The 17,930-nt window shown below is 71.2% G+C and carries 22 protein-coding genes and 1 pseudogene; 12 read left to right on the plus strand and 11 right to left on the minus strand.

Features of this window, described 5'->3' with window-relative positions:
- Together AAG801_RS29965 and AAG801_RS29970 are read left to right on the plus strand one after the other, a co-directional pair.
- The coding region (locus tag AAG801_RS29965; RefSeq protein WP_341891653.1) for a VOC family protein at positions 1 to 339 on the plus strand (339 nt) is incomplete at its 5' end.
- 132 nt (positions 340 to 471) lie between these two features.
- Positions 472 to 749: pseudogene (locus AAG801_RS29970) on the plus strand (DUF1428 family protein).
- A gap of 27 nt (positions 750 to 776) precedes the next feature.
- On the opposite strand, the gene AAG801_RS29975 reads toward AAG801_RS29970, so the two are convergent.
- The 3 genes from AAG801_RS29975 to ggt form a co-directional block, all read right to left on the minus strand.
- Positions 777 to 1,253: a VOC family protein gene (locus AAG801_RS29975; protein WP_341891654.1), complete on the minus strand. Its 477-nt coding sequence runs from the start codon at positions 1,251 to 1,253 to the stop codon at positions 777 to 779.
- Between the two features lie 322 nt (positions 1,254 to 1,575).
- Positions 1,576 to 1,929: a heavy metal-binding domain-containing protein gene (locus AAG801_RS29980; RefSeq protein WP_341891655.1), complete on the minus strand. Its 354-nt coding sequence runs from the start codon at positions 1,927 to 1,929 to the stop codon at positions 1,576 to 1,578.
- A gap of 57 nt (positions 1,930 to 1,986) precedes the next feature.
- The gene (gene ggt, locus AAG801_RS29985; protein WP_341891656.1) at positions 1,987 to 3,954 is read right to left on the minus strand and encodes a gamma-glutamyltransferase; all 1,968 of its coding nucleotides are present in this window, start codon (positions 3,952 to 3,954) and stop codon (positions 1,987 to 1,989) included.
- Between the two features lie 241 nt (positions 3,955 to 4,195).
- On the opposite strand from ggt, the gene AAG801_RS29990 reads away from it, so the two are divergent.
- Positions 4,196 to 4,780, plus strand: coding sequence for a Sua5/YciO/YrdC/YwlC family protein (locus AAG801_RS29990; RefSeq protein WP_341891657.1), 585 nt, complete (start codon positions 4,196 to 4,198; stop codon positions 4,778 to 4,780).
- Here the strand turns inward: AAG801_RS29990 and AAG801_RS29995 are convergent.
- Positions 4,728 to 5,300, minus strand: a complete 573-nt coding sequence (locus tag AAG801_RS29995; RefSeq protein ID WP_341891658.1) for a YceI family protein — start codon at positions 5,298 to 5,300, stop codon at positions 4,728 to 4,730. The two genes, AAG801_RS29990 and AAG801_RS29995, sit on opposite strands and share 53 nt — an antisense overlap.
- 89 nt (positions 5,301 to 5,389) lie before the next feature.
- Positions 5,390 to 6,232: a YhjD/YihY/BrkB family envelope integrity protein gene (locus tag AAG801_RS30000; protein WP_341891659.1), complete on the minus strand. Its 843-nt coding sequence runs from the start codon at positions 6,230 to 6,232 to the stop codon at positions 5,390 to 5,392.
- A gap of 119 nt (positions 6,233 to 6,351) precedes the next feature.
- On the opposite strand from AAG801_RS30000, the gene AAG801_RS30005 reads away from it, so the two are divergent.
- The 3 genes from AAG801_RS30005 (at position 6,352) to AAG801_RS30015 (ending at position 9,269) form a co-directional block, all read left to right on the plus strand.
- A complete protein-coding gene (locus tag AAG801_RS30005) occupies positions 6,352 to 7,311 on the plus strand; it encodes a helix-turn-helix domain-containing protein (protein WP_341891660.1) in 960 nt (319 codons plus the stop codon).
- A gap of 103 nt (positions 7,312 to 7,414) precedes the next feature.
- Positions 7,415 to 8,143, plus strand: a complete 729-nt coding sequence (locus AAG801_RS30010) for an alpha/beta fold hydrolase (protein ID WP_341891661.1) — start codon at positions 7,415 to 7,417, stop codon at positions 8,141 to 8,143.
- A gap of 52 nt (positions 8,144 to 8,195) precedes the next feature.
- Positions 8,196 to 9,269, plus strand: coding sequence for a thioredoxin fold domain-containing protein (locus AAG801_RS30015; protein WP_341891662.1), 1,074 nt, complete (start codon positions 8,196 to 8,198; stop codon positions 9,267 to 9,269).
- 13 nt (positions 9,270 to 9,282) lie between these two features.
- Here AAG801_RS30015 and AAG801_RS30020 read toward each other — a convergent pair whose 3' ends face one another.
- The 3 genes from AAG801_RS30020 to AAG801_RS30030 are packed head-to-tail and all read right to left on the minus strand — an operon-like array spanning position 9,283 to position 11,409.
- A complete protein-coding gene (locus tag AAG801_RS30020; protein ID WP_341891663.1) occupies positions 9,283 to 10,581 on the minus strand; it encodes a cytochrome c peroxidase in 1,299 nt (432 codons plus the stop codon).
- On the minus strand, positions 10,578 to 11,006 hold the full coding sequence (locus AAG801_RS30025) for a FixH family protein (RefSeq protein ID WP_341891664.1): 429 nt from the start codon (positions 11,004 to 11,006) through the stop codon (positions 10,578 to 10,580). Before AAG801_RS30025 ends, AAG801_RS30020 begins: the two co-directional genes overlap by 4 nt.
- Before the next feature lie 43 nt (positions 11,007 to 11,049).
- Entirely contained in the window at positions 11,050 to 11,409 is a 360-nt protein-coding gene (locus AAG801_RS30030) for a DUF3703 domain-containing protein (protein ID WP_341891665.1), read from the minus strand.
- A gap of 104 nt (positions 11,410 to 11,513) precedes the next feature.
- On the opposite strand from AAG801_RS30030, the gene AAG801_RS30035 reads away from it, so the two are divergent.
- Complete coding sequence (locus AAG801_RS30035) at positions 11,514 to 12,341, plus strand: AraC family transcriptional regulator (protein ID WP_341891666.1); 828 nt, start codon at positions 11,514 to 11,516, stop codon at positions 12,339 to 12,341.
- 42 nt (positions 12,342 to 12,383) lie between these two features.
- Here AAG801_RS30035 and AAG801_RS30040 read toward each other — a convergent pair whose 3' ends face one another.
- The gene (locus tag AAG801_RS30040; protein WP_341891667.1) at positions 12,384 to 13,319 is read right to left on the minus strand and encodes a LysR family transcriptional regulator; all 936 of its coding nucleotides are present in this window, start codon (positions 13,317 to 13,319) and stop codon (positions 12,384 to 12,386) included.
- A 101-nt stretch (positions 13,320 to 13,420) separates the two neighbouring features.
- On the opposite strand from AAG801_RS30040, the gene AAG801_RS30045 reads away from it, so the two are divergent.
- Complete coding sequence (locus AAG801_RS30045; RefSeq protein WP_341891668.1) at positions 13,421 to 14,044, plus strand: glutathione S-transferase; 624 nt, start codon at positions 13,421 to 13,423, stop codon at positions 14,042 to 14,044.
- Positions 14,045 to 14,983 (plus strand): pyridoxamine 5'-phosphate oxidase family protein, encoded by a 939-nt coding sequence (locus tag AAG801_RS30050; RefSeq protein WP_341891669.1) that lies wholly within the window; start codon positions 14,045 to 14,047, stop codon positions 14,981 to 14,983.
- Positions 14,984 to 14,995: 12 nt separating this feature from the next.
- Here the strand turns inward: AAG801_RS30050 and AAG801_RS30055 are convergent, their stop codons facing one another.
- Both AAG801_RS30055 and AAG801_RS30060 read right to left on the minus strand, forming a co-directional pair.
- Positions 14,996 to 15,751 (minus strand): gamma-glutamylcyclotransferase family protein, encoded by a 756-nt coding sequence (locus AAG801_RS30055; RefSeq protein ID WP_341891670.1) that lies wholly within the window; start codon positions 15,749 to 15,751, stop codon positions 14,996 to 14,998.
- Positions 15,752 to 15,794: 43 nt separating this feature from the next.
- Positions 15,795 to 15,923 (minus strand): LysR family transcriptional regulator, encoded by a 129-nt coding sequence (locus AAG801_RS30060; RefSeq protein WP_341891671.1) that lies wholly within the window; start codon positions 15,921 to 15,923, stop codon positions 15,795 to 15,797.
- 212 nt (positions 15,924 to 16,135) lie between these two features.
- Between AAG801_RS30060 and AAG801_RS30065 the strand changes: the two genes are divergently transcribed.
- From AAG801_RS30065 to AAG801_RS30075, 3 genes are all read left to right on the plus strand, one after another.
- On the plus strand, positions 16,136 to 16,558 hold the full coding sequence (locus tag AAG801_RS30065; protein ID WP_341891672.1) for a DUF4148 domain-containing protein: 423 nt from the start codon (positions 16,136 to 16,138) through the stop codon (positions 16,556 to 16,558).
- 172 nt (positions 16,559 to 16,730) lie between these two features.
- Complete coding sequence (locus AAG801_RS30070; RefSeq protein WP_341891673.1) at positions 16,731 to 17,135, plus strand: hypothetical protein; 405 nt, start codon at positions 16,731 to 16,733, stop codon at positions 17,133 to 17,135.
- Positions 17,113 to 17,379, plus strand: a complete 267-nt coding sequence (locus AAG801_RS30075) for a hypothetical protein (protein ID WP_341891674.1) — start codon at positions 17,113 to 17,115, stop codon at positions 17,377 to 17,379. The genes AAG801_RS30070 and AAG801_RS30075 overlap by 23 nt, the downstream gene beginning before the upstream one ends.
- The last annotated feature ends 551 nt before the right edge of the window (positions 17,380 to 17,930 follow it).

Here is a 17,930-nt window from a genome sequence, read left to right on the forward strand (position 1 = left end):
CCGGCCCCGGCCAGCGCCGGCAAGGGCTGCGCCGACGGCGGCTCGCCGCCCACTGGCGACGGCATCATGCACGCGTGCCTGGCGCTGCCCGGGGGCGCCATGATCTTCGCCGGCGACGTCCCGCCTGGCATGCCCTTCGACGGCATCAAGGGCGTGATGATCGCGGTGCAGTACGACACGGTCGATCAGGCGCGCAGCGCGTTCGAAGCGCTCTCGCAGGGTGGCCACGTCACCATGCCCCTGGCGCCGGCGTTCTGGGCCGAGACCTTCGGCATGCTGACAGACCGATTCGGCGTCGCCTGGGCGGTCAACGGTGCGCCGATCCAGTTCCTGAAGTAGACGCCACGTCGCCGCCAGGGGTGCGCCGCGCTCGGCCGTGCAGCGCCGCTGCGGGACAGGCGATGATGCGCTCTCGACGCCTCGGCCCGCGCCCGTGGCGGGCCACGACGCCAACCTCACGAGGAGATCCTCATGGCCTATGTCGACGGATTCGTGATCGCAGTGCCGACGGCCAGCAAGCAGCAGTTCATCGTCCATGCTTCCGAAGAGCAGTCGACGCGCGCGACGACGAGACGGTCGTCTTCTCGTGGGTCGAATGGCCCGACAAGGCCAAACGGGACGCTGCCATGTCCGGCATGGAGGATCTGATGCGGACGGACCCGCGATGGGACCCCGCGACGAATCCGATGCCGTTCGACGGCAAGCGGATGATCTTTGGCGGCTTCCAGCCCGTGGTCGACGTGGCGTAGCGAGGCGGAACGCTGATTCGCCCGGTGTCAGCCCCGCCGCGCCGCCTCGATCGCAGCGACGTCGATCTTCTCCATCGACATCATGGCCTCGAAGGCCCGCCGCGCCTCGTCGCCGCCGGCGGCGATTGCCTCGGTCAGCACGCGCGGCGTGATCTGCCAGGACAGTCCCCAACGGTCCTTGCACCAGCCGCAGGCGCTGGGCCTGCCGCCGTTGCCGACGATGGCGTTCCAGTAGCGGTCGGTCTCTTCCTGATCTTCGGTGGCGATCTGAAAGGAGAAGGCTTCGGTGTGCTGGAAGGCCGGGCCACCGTTCAAGCCGAGGCAGGGAATGCCGGCCACGGTGAACTCCACCGTCAGCACGTCGCCGGCCTTGCCGGACGGGTAGTCGGCGGGGGCGCGATGGACCGCCGTCACGCGGCTGTCGGAGAAGGTATCGGCATAGAAGCGCGCCGCTGCTTCGGCGTCCTTGTCGAACCACAGGCAGATCGTGTTCCTGGGCATCATCAGTCCTCATGCGTTGACGCGAACAGCGGCCGCCTCGGCGGCGGCGCCGTGCCAGCGGCCCGGTGCGGGCGCTCGCCTTCATCGACGTTCGGGAACGCCGGATTTCGACAAGGCCTGGCGATCAGTGCCCGATGGATCTCATGGCGTCGGGCTTCATGAGCCTTCTCTTCGAGCGGTTCCAGTCGACGCTGGCTCCTCGCGCCCCCACACCATCGTCCCGGCGTCGCTGTTCGCAGTCGCAGGACGGCCTGGCTGCGCGCCTTCATCGACCGGGTCGTTGCGTTGATGGCGCCCCATGCGCCAGGCGCCGGCCGAGTCGCCCTCAGCCCATCTTCACCGCTGTGCCGCTGACGGCGACCATCATCATCCCGTTCGCCTCGCCCAGCACCTCGTAGTCGAAGTCGATGCCGACAATGCCGTCGGCGCCGAGTTCACGCGCCGACTCGATCATGTCCTTCAGCGCGGCGTCGCGCGCGCCGGACAGCGCCCGCTCATAGCCGCCTGCGCGCCCGCCGACAACGTCGCGGATCGAGCTGAACATGTCGCGGAAGATGTTGGCCCCGATGATCGCTTCGCCGTTCACGACGCCGAGAAACCGGTCGACGCGCGCACCCTCGCCGGTGGGCACCACGGTCGCAAGGAAGAAGCCTTCATCGGTCTTCGAGAACCAGCCCATGTCGATCTCCTCGGTGGTGCGTTTTCCGATGCCGTGGACCGAAGCCCGCAGGCAGGATCAGTCGTCTGCGTCGTCATCGTCCACGTCCTTGTCGTCGCGGTCCTGGCCGTGATGGCCATGCCGCGGCCTCGGCAGCCCGATCACCGTGCCCTCGCGCCGCGAGTCCGCACCGCCGTACTGCTTGCCGGTCCTGGGGTCGATGACGACGATCTGCACCGAGCCGATGTCGGCCGGCGCATTCACCGTGTGACCCAGCACGCGAAGCGCGTCGAGCGACGCGGCCGGGAACGGCGTGGGCGACAGCGGATTGCCGGTGTCGATCGACACGCTGCCGCCGGCCGCGGTGACCGACAGGCGCGGCGCATCGATCGCCTGCTGCAGCGTCATGCCGTGGTCGAGCAGGTTCAGCGTCACGTTGAACACCGAGTTGATGATCGTCGAGCCGCCGGGCGAGCCGTAGGCCACGAGCGGCCGGCCCTTGCGGTCGAAGATCATCGACGGCGCCATGCTGCTGCGCGGGCGCTTGCCGGGGGCGACGTCGTTGGCCGCCGCCTCCCCGGTGAAGGGGTTGAGCGACGGCGTGAAGTTGAAGTCGGTCAGCTCGTTGTTGAGCAGGAAGCCGAAGCTCTTGAAGCAGCTGATCTGGGTGCAGCCGTCGGGGTAGTAGCCCGCGAACATGCCGGCGCCGTAGCCCGACTCGATCGTGTTGGTGTAGGAGACGAGATTGCCCCACTTGTCGGCGACCGAGAAGTGGGTGGTCGAGCCGCCCGGGCCGGCGAACGAGGCGAGCCCGGCATGTCGGGTGCCGGGCGTCCACGCGCCGATGTCGTAGGGGCGAGGATCGCCGGCGACCGGGTTGACCATGAGGCGCGCGGTCGGCGCGATCGGCTCGCTGCGCATCGCGGTGTAGGTCGGGTTGAGCAGGCCCTTCACCGGCACGTAGGAGAAGTCGGCATCACCCATCCACAACGCACGGTCGGCGAAGGCGGTACGCATCACCTCGGCCATCACGTTCAGCGTCGCGGGGCTGCCGAAGCCGAAGCCGGCGCGTGCATCGCCGATCGGGAAGCGCTCGATCATCTTGAGCATCTGCCCGATCGTCAGCGCCCCCGACGACGGCGGGCCCATGCCCTTGATGAGGTAGCCGCGATAGCTGCTCACGACCGGATCCCGCGTCGTCGCCTCGTAGGCCTGCAGGTCGGCCAGCGTCATGGTGCCGGGCTTGCCACCGGCGGACATGCGCTTCTGTCCCTCGATGATGCCGCGGGCGATCTCGCCGCTGTAGAACGCGTCGGGGCCTTCGCGGGCGATCGTGCGCAGGGTCTGCGCCAGCGGCTTGTTGGTGACCAGCGCGCCCGCGGCGATCGGCAGGCCGCCGGGGCAGAAGTACTCGGCCGTCTCCGGGTAGACCTTGGCGCGGCTCGTCGCACTCGCGCAGGCGGGTGAAGCGACGAAGCGCGGCGTCGCCGCGAAGCCATCGTCGGCGAGCCGGATCGCCGGTTGAAGCACGCGCGCCAGCGGCAGGCGGCCCCAGCGCCGCACGGCGTCCGCCGTGCCGCGCACCATGCCGGGCACACCCACCGCGATGCCCGAGGTCGAGGCCTGCGTGAACGACAAGCCGCTGAACATGCCGGGCGTGGAACCCGCGGGCGCACGCTCGCGGGTGTCGATCGTGAAGGTCCTGCCGCTCCTGGCGAGGTGGACCATCATGAAGCCGCCGCCGCCGATGCCCGCCGACTGCGGTTCGACGACGTTCAGCGCATAGGCGATCGCGACGGCCGCGTCGACGGCATTGCCGCCGGACTCGAGGATCTGCGCACCGGCCTCGGCCGCGTGCGGATTGGCGGTCGCGACCACACCCTTGCGGAACGCCTGGCCTTCGCCCTTGGCAGGCAGGCCGGGGACGGCCTGCTCCTTCCACCTCGAATCACGACCGTCGGCATGGGTCGTGCCGGCACACGCCAGCAGGACGACGAGGGTGCACGAGGCGATCGCGAAGCGGTGCGAATCGGCAGAAGTCAGCATGACCGGAACCTCCTGGGCAGTGGGTGACGCACAACGGCGCAGCGGGGTGCGCCGGCGGGCCAGTATTGGAGCCCGACCGGCCCGGGTCAAGGGGAGATCGCCGAGCCCCGCCGTGCGGCCCTGCGCCACGGGGCAGCCATTCGGAGCATCCCCCCAGTGGCGACAATGCGGCAGGTCCGCGACCCAGGGCTCCGGTTTCTGTCCGCAGAATCGACGCTTCACCGCCGAGGGACAACGTGCGATGACTTGCCTCAGACTTCCGGCGACGCGGCCCGGGCTGACCCGGCTTGCGGAGCTGATCCGCCAGGGCGGGCTGGTGGCCTACCCGACCGAGGGCGTGTTCGGCCTCGGCTGCGATCCCCAGTCTCGCGCAAGCGTCGAGATGCTGTATGCGCTGAAGTCCCGCCCCCAGGCGCAAGGGTTCCTCTTGATCGGCGCCGAGGTGTCTCAGCTGGAACCCTACATCGACACCGATCGCCTCGGTGCGCAGCGCTATGCCGAGATGCGCGCAAGCTGGCCGGGGCCGATCACCTGGGTCGTTCCGCGCAGCGCCCGCACGCCGGCCTGGCTGGTCGGCGGCCACGGCGGCGTGGCCGTGCGGGTGACCGCACACGCTCCAGCGGCGGCGCTTTGCCGTGCAGCGGGCACGGCGCTCGTTTCCACCAGTGCCAATCCGCACGGCCTGGCGGCGGCGACCACCGTGGAGCAGGTCCTGGCGTACTTCGGTGAGAGCCTGACGGGCTGTTCGAAACGACGTCGCGCCGTCTCCGGCGTCAGGGCTGTGCGATGGCCTCGACCTGGATGCGCAGGTCGACGTTCATCTTGAAGCCGTATTCCCGGCCCGCGCCCAGGCCGAAGTCGTCGCGGTTGAAGCTGCCACTGGCGTCGGCGCCGCAGTAGTCGCGCTTGAGCATCGGATGCTGGATGCACTTCAGCGAGTTGACCGTCAGCGTCAGCGGGCGCGTCACGCCGTGAAGGGTCAGCTCGCCCACGAGCTGCGTCGGCACGCCGTTGACCGGCGACTGCAGGCGTCCCTTGAAGACCGCGCGCGGGTACTTCTTCACCTCGAAGAAGTCCTTGCCACGCGCCCAGGTGGCCAGCGCGTCCATGCCGAAGTCGATGCTGGCCAGTTCGCTCACGATCTCGACGGTGCCGGTGCCGGCCGTCTTGTCGTACAGCACCTTGCCGCTGCTCCTGTTGAGCTTGCCGCGCCACACCGAGATGCCCATGTGGTCGGCCTCGAAGCTGGGGAAGGTGTGGGTCGGGTCGATCGCATAGGCAGTGGGTGCGGCGCCGGCGGTCGCGGCTGCCAGAAGCAGCACCATGGCGGTCAGACAGGTCTTCATGCGGTTCTCCGGGTTGTTGATGCAGGTACGACGGTCGAAGCTGCGCCGATTCGACGGGCGCTCGGCAGCCCCGCTTCAGGGCGACGAGTTCAGGGCAGCGTGTGGCGCGGTCGGCTCGAGGGTCGGGCGTCGCCCTTCGCGGCCGCACGCGGCAGGCTGGCGGCGATCAGCGCCGCCGCCAACGTCACCAGCCACGAGAAGTAGACCCACAGCAGGAACAACGGGAACACGGCAAATGCGCCGTACACCGCCTTGTAGGTCGGGATCTTCAGCAGATAGGCGGCGAAGCCGCGCTTGCCCAGCTCGAGCGCGACGCTGGCGATCAGCGCGCCCACGATGGCGTCACGCCGCCGCACGCGCGTGTTGGGCAGGTAGTAGAAGAGGCAGCAAAGGCCCAGCCAGGTCAGCGCCGCCGGCCCCAGGTCGAGGATGAAGCGCGTCGAGGGCGGCAGGGGCCCGATCCAGCCCATCGACATGCCCAGCAGGTAGGACGTCGCCCACAGCATCACGCCGAGCGCCGGCGGCGCCACGGCGAGCACCAGCAGATAGAGCCACACCCGCTTCAGCAGGGGCCGCCCGCGCTTGACGTTCCAGATCTGGTTGAACGCGTTCTCGATGGTCAGCAGCATCGCGATCGCGGTGACGAGCAGGAACAGCGAGCCCAACCAGGTCAGGCCGACGGCATTGGCAGCGAACTGATGCAGCTGCCCGAGCACCGTGCGCGCGATGTCGGGCGGCAGCAGGCTGCGCAGCAGGTGCTCCTCGAGCGCGGCTTCGAAGCGGCCGAAGACCGGAAAGCGCGTGAACAGCGCGAAGCCCACCGCCGCCAGCGGCACCACCGACAGCAGCGTCGTGAAGGTCAGGCTGCCGGCCACCTGCGGCAGGCGTTCCTGGCGGGCGCGGCGGACGATGAGGCGGATCAGGCTGAACATGCGGGGCGCGGGCGTCGGTGCGGCGACGGGTCGGGGGGGCCAGAACCCGGCGATTGTGGAGGGGCGGCCCGGGTTTGTTCGCTTGCCGGCGCGCCGACTCCTGGAGGACGCTGCCTGCCATGCCGCCGACTGCACCGCCTTTGCGCCGCTGGTCCACCGACGCCGCGCCCGCCGGCGAACGCATGGACTACTGGATCGACGCCGTCTGCGAGGGCTTTCTCGAGATGGATGTCACCAGCGCCGCGCCCGAGCGCTTTGCCGCCGAGCTGGTCTCGGCCCCGCTCGGCGCCTTGCAGCTCAACCGCGTGCGCGGCAGCGCGCAGGACGTCTACCGCACAGGCCGTGCCCTGGCACGCAGCCGGCAGGACTGCTACTACCTGCTGTGCAAGACCGACACACCCTGGTCCGCCGCACAGCATGGGCGCGAGGCGCGCCTACGGCCGGGCGACCTGCTGCTGGTCGACTCGCGCCACCGCTACCAATTCCACTTCGATCAGACCTGCAACACGGTGTCGATCGAGCTGCCCACGGCGTGGGTCGCGCAGTGGCTGGCGGATCCGGCACAGGCCTGCGGCCGCCGGCTCGACGGCCAGGATGGCTTCGGCGCCGCGCTGTCGGCCTTCGCGCGAGTGCTGCAGCCCGAGCTGGCGCTGGCGCCGCCGGCACCGGCCATGCTGCTGACCGACCAGCTCGGCGCGCTGCTCGCGCTGGCCTGTGGCGACGATCCTCCGCGTGCCGATGATGCTGCGGCGCTGCGCGTGCGCATCACCGCAGCCGTGCGCGAGCGCCACGCCGAACCCGGGCTCACGGCGGCCACGGTGGCGGCGCAGCTGGGCATCGGCGAGCGCAGCCTGCACCGTGCGCTGGCCGGCCAGGGGGCGACCTTCGCCCAGCAGCTGATGGCCTGCCGAATCGATGCGGCGCGCCGCCTGCTGGCCGACAGCCGCTTCGATCGCCTGACCGCGGCCGAGATCGGCCGCCGGGTCGGCCTGCTCGACGCATCGCACTTCGTGCGCGTCTACCGGCAGGGCACCGGCCTCACGCCCGGCGCATGGCGCCGCGCCCGCGGCGGGCGCTGAGCGCGCCTGGCACGAAGCGGCCACGACGCGGGCCGGCAGCGGCCATCCGCACGTGCCGGCGCTGCCTACAGTGGCGGCCGTTCGCCCCTACAGGAGACTCTTCATGGCCGATACCTACGTCCTTGTCCACGGCGCCTGGCACACCGGCGCCGAGCTCGAACCGGTTGCCCGCGCACTTCGCGCCGCCGGGCACACGGTGCTGTGCCCCACGCTGGCCGGCAACCGCCCCGACGACGACCGCTCGCGCATCGGCCTGGCCGATGCGGTGGCCTCGCTGGTCGAGTTCGTCGAGGCGAACGACCTGCGTCAACTGCGCCTGGTTGGCCACAGCTACGGCGGCATGGTGATCTCGGGCGCCGCGGCACGCCTGCTGCCGCGCCTGGCTCGGCTGGTCTACGTCAACGCCTTCGTGCCGCAGCCCGGCGAGAGCCTGAACGACATGGTCCCGCCGCACTACAAGGCGCTGTTCGACACCATCGCGGCGGCCAACGGCAACGCCGTGATGCTGCCGTTCGCGATCTGGCGCGAGGCCTTCATCAACGACGCCGACCACGAGCTCGCGACATCCGCCTACGCTGCGCTGAACCCGCACCCCTACCGCACCTTCACCGAGCCGGTCGCGCTCGAGCAGCCGCTGGCGGCGCTGACGGTCGGCAAGTCGTACCTGAACTGCGTGCTCGACACCGCCCTGCCCGCCAGCCTGCCCTGGCACCCGCGGCTGTCGGAGCGGCTCGGGCTGTTCAGGTACGTCGAGTGCGCCGGCAGCCACGAGGCCTGGTTCACGCAGCCCACGGCCCTGGCGCAGGCCATCGAGGCCGCCGGGCGCGACTGAAGCCGCGGCGCTACGATGGCACCGCACAGCGCGCCTGCGGGCGCTCACCGCGATGACATCGAGCCCCGGCCGAACATGGATCCACGCCGCCGGCGTCCGCGCTGCTCGCGCGCGGCTGGCGCTGTTGGCCGCGATGGCGGGCGCGCTGCTGGTCGTCACGACCGCCGCGGCGCAGGCGGTGCTGCCTTCGCCGCACGCCGTCGACATCCCGCGCTGGTTCTCCAACAGCCTGCTCGACTTCAAGGACGAGATCCCCGAGGCCGCCCGCGAGGGCAAGCGGGTGATGGTCTATTTCGGGCAGGACGGCTGCCCCTACTGCAAGGCGCTGATGAAGGCGAACTTCGGCCCCGGGCCGATCGCCGAGAAGACGCGCCGGCACTTCGTCGCCATCGCCATCAACATCTGGGGCGATGCCGATGTCACCTGGATCGACGGCAGCAAGACCACCGAGAAGTTGCTGGCGCAGCGCCTGAAGGTGCAGTTCACGCCGACGCTGCTGTTCTTCGAGGCCGACGGCCAGCCTGTGCTGCGCCTGAACGGCTACGTGCCGCCGGAGCGCTTCACGCACGTGCTGGACTACGTGGTGCAGCGCCGCGACCGCGAGGTCTCGCTGGCCGAATACATGAGCGTGCAGATCAGGGAGCCCGAGATCCCGGTGCGCAGCCCGCGGCCCTACCTGATGCGCAACAGTGCCGATCTCGCCCGCGCCGGCCGCGCTCGGCCGCTGGCGGTGCTGTTCGAGTCGCCCTCGTGCAAGGCCTGCGCCGAGATGCACGAGGAGGCGTTCGGGCGCGCGCCGCTGCGCCGCCTGCTGGCCGGCTTCGACGTCGCGCGGTTGCTGCCCGGCGCGCCGGCAGCCTTGGTCACGCCAGATGGCCGGCGCGTCGAGGCCACACGATGGGCGCGTGACCTGAAGATCGACCTCTACCCGACGGTGGTCTTCTTCGATGCGCACGGCGCCGAGGTGTTCCGCTTCGACGGCTACCTGCGGCCCTTCCACATCGAGAGCGCATTCGACTACGTGGCCAGCGGCGCCTACGCGCGCGAGCCGCAGTTCCAGCGCTACGTGCAGGCGCGCGCCGACCGGCTGCGCGAACAGGGCAGGCCGGTCGACCTGTGGCGCTAGCGAGCCCGGTCGCTCAGCGCCCGGCGAGCCTGTCGGCGCCCGGGCGGGACTCGACGATCGGCCCGGACAAGGCACGCAGGAAGGCCACCACGTCCCGCGCCTGAGCCTCGCTCAGCCGGATCGGCTGGCGAGGGCCGTGCTGCCCCGTGCCGTGCGCCAGCTCCGAGTGACCGACGGCTGCCTTCGGCGAGCTGGCGTAGTGGGCGACGACCTGCTCGAGGTGGGCGAACTGCCCGGCGTGCATGTACGGCGCGCGCAGCGCCACGTTGCGCAGGCTCGGCGTCTTGAACGCGCCCAGCAGCGCCGGGTCGTCGAGCACCATGAAGCGCAGTTCCTGGCAGGCGCCCTGCGGCGCGTGGGCGTACGCGCCGGCGCAGTTGAACTCGTCGCGCTGCAGCCTGGCCGTGGCGTCGGCCCGCCCGCGGTCGGGCCGGGCCGGCTCACGCGGCGGCACGCCGGTGTTGTGGAACTGCTGGTCGGTGAACAGCGGCCCGTTGTGGCAGGTCGCGCACTGGCCCTGTCCGAGGAACAGGCGCAGCCCGCTGATCTCCTGCGCGTTCAGGGCCTGCTGCCCGGCGGCGTCGCCGGCCATCACGGCGCGGACATAGTGGTCGAAGCGCGAGTCGCCGAAGCCCAGCGTGCGCTCGTACGCGGCGATCGCCTTGCCCAGGTTGGCGAACACACGATCGACGTCGTTGCGCCGGTTCGCGGCGATGGCCTGCCAGGCCGCGCGTTCGGAGTCGTCACCCTGCGGGCTCGCATCCTGCGGCAGGCCGGCGAGCTCGGGCATCGGGCCGAACACGGCCTCGTACTCGGCGCGGTAGTGCGAGCGCAGCAGCACGGCAATGCGTGTGCGGTTGCTGCCGTGCTCGAGCGCGTCCTCCAGCGGGCCCAGCGCCTGCGACCACAGGCTGTCCTTGCGGCCGTCCCAGAACAGCCAGGTGCTGTGCGCCGCGCCGGCGATGGGCATGGTCCGGCGCGAGCCGCGGCCAACGCCCTCGCCGACGGCGCGCCCGTCCTGGAACTGGCGGTCGGCGGCATGGCAGGTGGCGCAGGCAACGGCCTGGTTGCGCGAGAAGCGCACGTCCTCGAACAGGCGCTTGCCGAGCGCCGCAGCCGCGGGCGAGTCTTCGACGGGATTGGTCGGGTCGCGCGGCGCGGGCGGCAGCCGGTCCAGGCTCATGCCGGCAAGCAGGGCCTTCTCTTCGGCGCTCCACGTCTCGCCCCGGGTGAAGCCGGTCAGCAGGAAGAGCGCGCTGAGCAGTGCCAGGCTGGCGACGGCGCCGACGACGCGGTTGGCGGCCGCACTCACCGCTTCACCCCGGAAGTGTCGATCACGGTGTTGAAGACCGCCGTGTCCTGTCCGGCGGCCGACTCGATGGCGAGCTTGATCTCCCACCAGCCCGTCATGCTGAACTTCATGCCTTCCATCAGGTAGGTGCCGTCGGCCAGTTCGCGCGTGACCTGCGGGCGTGTGGGCAGCCCGTGGCCGTGCTGGGGCATGCCGCCATCGACGGCGATTCGCGCGTGGCGCACCGGCGCGCCGTCGGGCGAACTCAGCGTGATCTGCCAGGCATGCAGCTGGCCGATCGCCGGTTGCGCAGCGGGTGGCTGCATCTGCACGATGTACGTCCCCTGCGCACTCGGATGGCGCAGCGAGAGGTCGAGGTCCTTCGGAGCGGCGCAGGCTGTGAGGGCGACGGCGAAAGTGGTGGTCAGGACGAGGTGTCGGCGCATGATGGTTTCTCCATGGGGTTCGGGCTGGACAGGGGCCGCGCGCTCAGCGTCGCGCCGCGTCGAGGATCTGCTGCAGGTCGGGCGGGACGGGCATGGGGCGCATCCCGCTGACGTTGGCCCCGCCGGTGTTGCCCTCGGGCAGCCAGCCGATGCCGGTCATCAACGCCGCGGCGGCGAGCCGCCAGAGCTGCCCCACGGCCTCGCCGGGCTTGCGGTGGTGAGCCGCCCAGCGGAACATGCGCCAATGCACGCGCACATGCTCGACCGTGGCCGCCTGGCCGAGCACGTGCGCGCGCTCCAGGTGAGCGAAGGCTGCGGCGGCATCACCCTGCGCTTGCGCCAGGCGGGCGGCGTCGAGTTCGAACTGGACGCTGGAACGGATGCGGCGGGCGAATCGGGACATGCAATGGCTCCTGGTGCGATGGGGTGTCTTGTCGAGTCGGGAGTGTTCCGATCGGCGCCATTGCGCGCTTGAACAAAACGGCTGACTTGGCACAGAGGGAGCACATGACCACCCCCCAGAGCGAGACCCCGCTGGCCGACACCGCGCAGCGGCGCGGGCCACACCGCATGGCGGTCGCATCGGGCCGTGTCTACTTCTGGCAGTCCGCCAGCCTGTGGATCGGCTCGGCGCAGGGGCGAACCGAATGGCACGCCCACCACGCGCACCAGCTCGCCCTGGCCCTCGAAGGCGGGTTCCGCTTCCGCACCGACCGAAGCAGCGCCTGGACCGACTTCGACGCCGCCATCGTTCCGTCCCACTGCGAGCACGAGTTCGAGCTCGACGGGCCGACCGTGGCGCATCTCTTCATCGAGCCGGAGAGCGCCGAGGGGCGGCTGCTGACGCGGCGTTACGGGGCGCTCGGCGTCTCGGCGCTGCCGCAGGCCGCCGCGCGCCAGGCAGCGCAGCATCTGCTCGCCGCCTACCGAAGCCACTGCGATGCCGATGCCATGAAGGCTGCGGCGCGAACGGCCCTCGGCATGCTGGCTGGGCAAACGCTGGCCAACGCCACGACCGCGGACGGTGACCCGCGTGTGGCGCGCGCGCTGGCGTGCATCCGCGAACGCATCCGCACGCCGGTGTCGCTCGCAGACGCTGCCGCGGCGGCGGCACTGTCGCCGAGCCGCTTCCGGCATCTCTTCGTGCAGGAGACCGGAACCTCGTTCCGCGCCTACCTGCTGTGGCTGCGCATCAACGTGGCCATCGAGTCGGCGATGAACGGCGCCTCCTGGACCGAGGCCGCGCACGAGGCCGGCTTTGCCGATTCGTCGCACCTCACGCGCACGCACCGGCGCATGTTCGGCATCGAGCCGACCGCCCTGCCGCGCCAGTGATCACCTGGCGCACGATCGCGACGGTGTCGGCGTCACGTTCGCTCAGCGCCTGGCCGATCTCCGCGGCGCGTCGAGCCCGAGCCCCTGCAGCACCGGCAGCGCGCGCAGCCGCTCGGCGGCGAACTGCACGAACTCGCGCACCTTGGCCGCCGCCACGCGGCCGGCGGGGTAGACCAGGTGCACCGGCACCGGCGGCGGCTCGTGCGCCTGCAGCACCACGCGCAGCCGGCCATCGCGCACCTCGTCGCTCACCTGGTAGGCCAGCGCGCGTGCCAGGCCCTGCCCGGCCACTGCGGCCGCCACCTTCACGTCGTTGGCATTGACGATCAGGCGCTCGTGTGGTGCCGCGATGGCACGACCACGCCCGAAGGCCCAGCGGATGCGGTCCTGGCCTTCGATCGTGAAGCCGATGGCCTGGTGCTGCTTCAAATCCGACGGGTCGCGCGGTACGCCGCAACGTTTCAGATAGTCCGGCGAGGCGACGACGACGGCGCGCATGTGCCCCACCGGCACGGCCGTCAGACCCGAATCGGGCAGCACCGCGATGCGCAGGGCCACGTCGAAGCCTTCGTCGATCAGGTGGACCAGGCGGTCGGTGAACAGCGCCCGCCCCTGCACCTGCGGGTGGCGGTCGAGGAACTCGAACAGCAGCGGCGCGATGTGCCGGCGCCCGAACAGCGCCGGTGCGGTGATCGCCAGCATGCCGCGCGGCTCGTTGCGCACCCCGGTGACGGCGGCCTCCGCGGCCTCGAGCTCGGCGAGGATGCGGCGGCAGTCGGCGAGGAAGACCTCGCCCTGCTCGGTCAGGCGCAGGCTGCGAGTGGTCCGCTGCAGCAGCAGCGCGCCCAGGTGCTGCTCGAGCGAGGCCACGGCGCGCGTGGCGGCCGGTGCCGAGATCGATCGAGCGCGCGCACCGCGCGCGAAGCTGCCGCTCTCGGCCACGGCGACGAAGGTGCGCAGGCGCTGCAGGTGGTCCATGCTCATTCTTCCTCCAGGTGGAATTCTCAACTGGTTCGAACGCAGCTTCATTTCTCCAGCGGCAAGGCCTACGCTGCGCCCACCGTCCACCAGGAGCCGCCATGCCGAGCCCGATCCGCCTCTACCGCTACGCCCTGTCGGGCCACGCGCACCGTGTGCAGCTGATGCTGTCGCTGCTGCAGCTGCCCTTCGAGATGATCGACGTCGACCTGGCCGCCGGCGAGCACAAGGCGGCGGCGTTCCTCGCGCGCAACCCATTCGGCCAGGTGCCGGTGATCGAGGACGGCGACTTCACGCTGGCCGACAGCAACGCCATCCTCGTCTACCTCGCGCTGGCCCACGACCCCGCCCGGCGCTGGCTGCCGGCCGCAGCCCGCGCGCAGGCGCAGGTGCAGCGCTGGCTGAGCGTGGCGGCGGGGCCGCTTGCCTCGGGCCCTGCCGCGGCGCGGGTGGCATGCCTGTTCGGGCGCCCACAGAACGCGCAGTGCGCGCTCGTTGCTCGCCAGCTGTTCGACGTGATGGAGCGCCACCTGGTCAGCCGCGACTGGCTGGTGGGCGACGCTGCGACGATCGCCGACATCGCGATGTACAGCTACACCGCCCACGCGCCCGAGGGCGGCATCGGCCTGGAGCCGTGGCCGCGGCTGCGCGCCTGGCTGCAGCGCATCGAGGCGCTGCCGGGCTTCGTCGGCATGCAGCGTTCGCCGTTGCCGCAGGCGGCCTGAATGGACACGGCCGCCTTCCACGCCGGCGAACAGGCCCTGCAGGCGCGCAGCGGGGTGCGCGAACGGCTCGCGGCGATCGGCCGCACGGTGATCCGCGATCACATGCCGGACCAGCACCGCGAGCTGTTCGGCAAGTTGCCGACGTTGCTGCTGGCCGTGCAGGACGAGCGCGGCCAGCCCTGGGCGACGATGCTGCACGGGCCGGCCGGATTCATCCGCAGCCCGGACCTGCACACGCTGGAGGTGCACAGCCTGCCATCGGCCGATGACCCCGTGGCGCGTTGGCTCGCCGAAGGCGCGGCCGTCGGCATGCTCGGGCTGGAGCCGCAGACCCGCCGCCGCAACCGCGCCAACGGCCGCGTGCGGGCGCTGCACGCCGGCGGCTTCGACGTGGAGGTGCTGCAGAGCTTCGGCAATTGCCCGAAGTACATCCATGCGCGGGAGCCCGAGCGGATCGTGTCGCAGGCCGCCGGCCCGGCACAGCAGCTCGGCCCGCTGCTGGATGCCACGTCGCTGGCCCTGCTGCGCCGTGCCGACACGCTGTTCATCGCCTCGGCCAGCGGTGCGAACACCGGCACGGCACGCGCCGAGGGCGTCGACGTCTCGCACCGCGGCGGCCGGCCGGGCTTCGTGCAGGCCACGACCACTTCACTCGGCTTGCGCCTGACCTTGCCCGACTACCTGGGCAACAACTTCTTCAACACGCTGGGCAACCTGCTCGCCTGGCCGCGCGCGGGCCTGCTGGTGCCCGACTACGGCGACGGCAGCCTGCTGCACCTGGCGGCCCAGGCCTCCATCGAGTTCGACGCTGCGGCGCTGGCGGGATTCCCCGGTGCGCAACGCCTGCTGCACCTGGATGTGCTGGAAGGCTGGTGGCGCCCGCAGGCAGTGCCGCTGCGCTGGTCCGTGCCCGAGGCGCCGGTGCAGTTCGGCGGCTGAGCGCCGACCGGTTCAGGCGCCTTCGCGCGGCGGCATCACGAGGTAGTCGGAGACCGATTCGAGCACCAGCTCGGGCAGGCTCTCGGCGATGGCTTCCTCCATGCGCCGTGCCGCCTCGGCATCGACCGGCCCCGCGTCGAAGGCCCGCTGCCGCGCCTGCGCACTGGGCCACTGCGCATAGCCGTACCACCAGCCGTCCGGCCCGCGGTGCAGGCGCGAGCCCAGCGAGCCGCGCTGCGAACGCAGCAGTTCGGACACGCGCGACCAGGCGGCGACAAACGACGGCTCTGTCCCAGGGTGAAGTCGCCAGCGGTACAACACGGCGAAGCCGGGGCCGTGCGCTTCGCGTGCGCTGCCGTGCAGCGCCGCATGGTCGGTCGTGAATGCCGGCACGGGGCCGAGATGCACCACCTCGGTGGCCAGGCGCGCGGCACTGCCGAAGTACACGAGGGCCTTGCGCACGCCGGCAGCGGCATCGCCGTGCAGGCGCACGGAGATCTCGCCGCGCCGGTACCAGTCGGGTTCGGTGATGCGCTCGAGCGCGTCCATGCGCGCCAGGTCGGCGCTGTCGACCTCGTAGAGCTGGCCGGTCACGTGTTCGCCCTCGCCGGCGCGCTCGACCAGCCAGGGCAGGTGGTGCGGGCCGATCACGTACAGGGGAAAGCGATCCACGCTGACGAACTCGCCCGGCACGCGCGTTCCGGTGTTCACGTGGGCGTTCCTGAAGCCCTGCTTGAGGGTGCCGTAGACGAAGACGAGTGACTTCATGCGCGCATCGACCGTGAGTGCTGGAACGAGAGTGTGCCGCGACTCATGCGGCCATGGGCAGGAGCATGGATGGCGCGCGCAAGCGGCGCGTCGTGCGCTGCAGCAGCCGCATGCCGACGCGCTCGTCCAGCGACTGCACGGCACGTGTCACGCTGGCCGGCGTGGGATCCATCTGGCGCGCGGCGACGACGCCGCGCAGGCCACCGAATGTTGACCGCGATGAAACGCTGCGTTGTCCGGCGCCGTCTTTTTCCGGCAGGCCCGCATGCCTACATTCATCTTCATCGACGAGACCCTGGCTCAGTGCCTCCGAGATGCCGGAACGCCAGCCACGGTGGCTGCACGTCGACCCTCGGCATTCACTCGTCGTCGAAGGAAATAGTCATGAAGTTCTCTCGCATCGCCATCCCCACCCTGTCCGCCCTGTTCGCCGCCGGCGCTGCCCTTGCGCAGGAAGGCACGCAGGAGTTCCAGAACCAGACGCTGTCCTCGAAGACTCGCGCGGAAGTGATCGCCGAGCTGCAGCAGGCGCGCCGCGCCGGCACGCTCGATCGCACGGGCGACAGCTACGGCAACTTCCCGGCCACTGCCATCGCCTCGACGCGCACCCGCGCCGACGTGCTGGCCGAGTTGAACGCAGCGCAGCGTGCGCGCGCGCTGGACAGCCGCAACTACGCCGCTTCGTATGGCAGCTTCCGCCTCGGCGAGATCAGCTCGACCCGCTCGCGCGATGACGTGCGTGCCGAGGCGGCCCAGGCGCAGCACGCCCGGCTCGGCCTGAGCCGCGGCGAGCGCACCGGCGGCTGAAGAGCACGCCGAGGCCACTGCCATGAAGACCCTCCTCACGCTGGCGGTGGCCGCACTCGGCTTCGCCGCCGAGCTCGCCTGGGCAGCCGACCCGACGCCCGTGCTGTGCGCATGCGTTCGCCTGTCGTCGCTGGCCTGAGCGGCACATACCCACCGACAAGGACCACTCACCATGAACCGAAGCTCACTGTCCACGTCGCTGGCGCTGGCAGCGCTGCTGTCGTCCGCGGCCCCGCCGGCGTTCGCGCAGGACGGCCACACCGCCTACCGCGCCCAGGTGCTGGGCGAACGCATCGCCAGCGTTGCGCACGCGCCATCGACGATCGCGCGCAGCACACAGACCCGGGTGCTCGCCGGCCACGCCGGCTACCTCGTCTACCTCGGCCGCTCGCCCGAGCAGGCCATTGCCGAGACCCGCGGCCGTGGTGAGGAGCCCACCTGGGCGGCCGTGCCGGTGGCGCAGGCGCGCAGCATCGACGGCAACGAGGCCCACGCGCGCTACCTGGGGCACCTGCCGCTCATCGAGGCGGCCCGGCCGGCCGGCCTCGCGCAGCATGAAGCGCTCACTCTTCGTTGATCGATCCGCGCTGCGGCGTGGCGCGAGCGGCTGGCTGCGTCAGCGCATCGACCTGGTCCTCGGGCTGCTGGTCGTGGCTGCGTGGGCAGTCGTTGCGATCGACGCGGACCGATCGATGCGCGCCGCTCAAGCGGCCGCCGCCACACCGGTCGTCGACGGGCGAGTTGGCGCTGCACGCGCCCAGACCGGCACGGCAGCGATGCCCGACCCCGCCCGCCATGCCGGCACGCCGGCGCGAAGCTGAGCGCGCCACCTCATATCGGTCTGCGCTGAAGGAATCAGGTAGGCACGCAAGCGACCGGCGGTTCGCAGCCCTGAGCTGAAGTTCGACGTCTGCTCTCTGGGTTGGGGTCAGCGCGGCAAAGGCGCGCCCGGGCAGGCTCCGGCGCTTCGCCTCGGCGGTCGGTGCTGCGCACCGACTCCCCTGCGATGCTCGGTCTCGCGGCCGCGTCGCAGAACTCACTACGCGACCTGCGGTCGCTGCGTTCAAACAACCGCGACGAGTCAGACAACGATGCGCGCTGCGCGCGCGGCCACGAGCCCTGCGCTTCTCGGCGCCTCAGAGGCGCGCCTGCGCCTGCCCGGGCGCGCCTTTGCTGAACCAGCGGTGGCATGCCGGTCGCAGGACCCCAGTGGTGGACTTCGCGGCAGGCGCTGCCCGCTGGAGGCGATTTGGGCGGCGACGAGAAGCGCAGCGCCGGGGTCGGCGCGCGTCAGCGCGCTTCGTGATCTGACTTGCCGCGGTTGTTTGAACGCAGCGACCGCAGGTCGCGAAGTGAGTTCTGCGGCACGACC

It is taken from the genome of Variovorax sp. YR752, assembly GCF_943372545.1.

Bases quoted from the DNA above. Each gene is read 5' to 3' on its own strand.
- AAG801_RS29975 (WP_341891654.1), bottom strand. From the start codon at position 1,253: ATGATGCCCAGGAACACGATCTGCCTGTGGTTCGACAAGGACGCCGAA.
- AAG801_RS29980 (WP_341891655.1), bottom strand. From the start codon at position 1,929: ATGGGCTGGTTCTCGAAGACCGATGAAGGCTTCTTCCTTGCGACCGTG.
- ggt (WP_341891656.1), bottom strand. From the start codon at position 3,954: ATGCTGACTTCTGCCGATTCGCACCGCTTCGCGATCGCCTCGTGCACC.
- AAG801_RS29990 (WP_341891657.1), top strand. From the start codon at position 4,196: ATGACTTGCCTCAGACTTCCGGCGACGCGGCCCGGGCTGACCCGGCTT.
- AAG801_RS29995 (WP_341891658.1), bottom strand. From the start codon at position 5,300: ATGAAGACCTGTCTGACCGCCATGGTGCTGCTTCTGGCAGCCGCGACC.
- AAG801_RS30000 (WP_341891659.1), bottom strand. From the start codon at position 6,232: ATGTTCAGCCTGATCCGCCTCATCGTCCGCCGCGCCCGCCAGGAACGC.
- AAG801_RS30005 (WP_341891660.1), top strand. From the start codon at position 6,352: ATGCCGCCGACTGCACCGCCTTTGCGCCGCTGGTCCACCGACGCCGCG.
- AAG801_RS30010 (WP_341891661.1), top strand. From the start codon at position 7,415: ATGGCCGATACCTACGTCCTTGTCCACGGCGCCTGGCACACCGGCGCC.
- AAG801_RS30015 (WP_341891662.1), top strand. From the start codon at position 8,196: ATGACATCGAGCCCCGGCCGAACATGGATCCACGCCGCCGGCGTCCGC.
- AAG801_RS30025 (WP_341891664.1), bottom strand. From the start codon at position 11,006: ATGCGCCGACACCTCGTCCTGACCACCACTTTCGCCGTCGCCCTCACA.
- AAG801_RS30030 (WP_341891665.1), bottom strand. From the start codon at position 11,409: ATGTCCCGATTCGCCCGCCGCATCCGTTCCAGCGTCCAGTTCGAACTC.
- AAG801_RS30035 (WP_341891666.1), top strand. From the start codon at position 11,514: ATGACCACCCCCCAGAGCGAGACCCCGCTGGCCGACACCGCGCAGCGG.
- AAG801_RS30040 (WP_341891667.1), bottom strand. From the start codon at position 13,319: ATGGACCACCTGCAGCGCCTGCGCACCTTCGTCGCCGTGGCCGAGAGC.
- AAG801_RS30045 (WP_341891668.1), top strand. From the start codon at position 13,421: ATGCCGAGCCCGATCCGCCTCTACCGCTACGCCCTGTCGGGCCACGCG.
- AAG801_RS30050 (WP_341891669.1), top strand. From the start codon at position 14,045: ATGGACACGGCCGCCTTCCACGCCGGCGAACAGGCCCTGCAGGCGCGC.
- AAG801_RS30055 (WP_341891670.1), bottom strand. From the start codon at position 15,751: ATGAAGTCACTCGTCTTCGTCTACGGCACCCTCAAGCAGGGCTTCAGG.
- AAG801_RS30060 (WP_341891671.1), bottom strand. From the start codon at position 15,923: ATGGATCCCACGCCGGCCAGCGTGACACGTGCCGTGCAGTCGCTGGAC.
- AAG801_RS30065 (WP_341891672.1), top strand. From the start codon at position 16,136: ATGAAGTTCTCTCGCATCGCCATCCCCACCCTGTCCGCCCTGTTCGCC.
- AAG801_RS30070 (WP_341891673.1), top strand. From the start codon at position 16,731: ATGAACCGAAGCTCACTGTCCACGTCGCTGGCGCTGGCAGCGCTGCTG.
- AAG801_RS30075 (WP_341891674.1), top strand. From the start codon at position 17,113: ATGAAGCGCTCACTCTTCGTTGATCGATCCGCGCTGCGGCGTGGCGCG.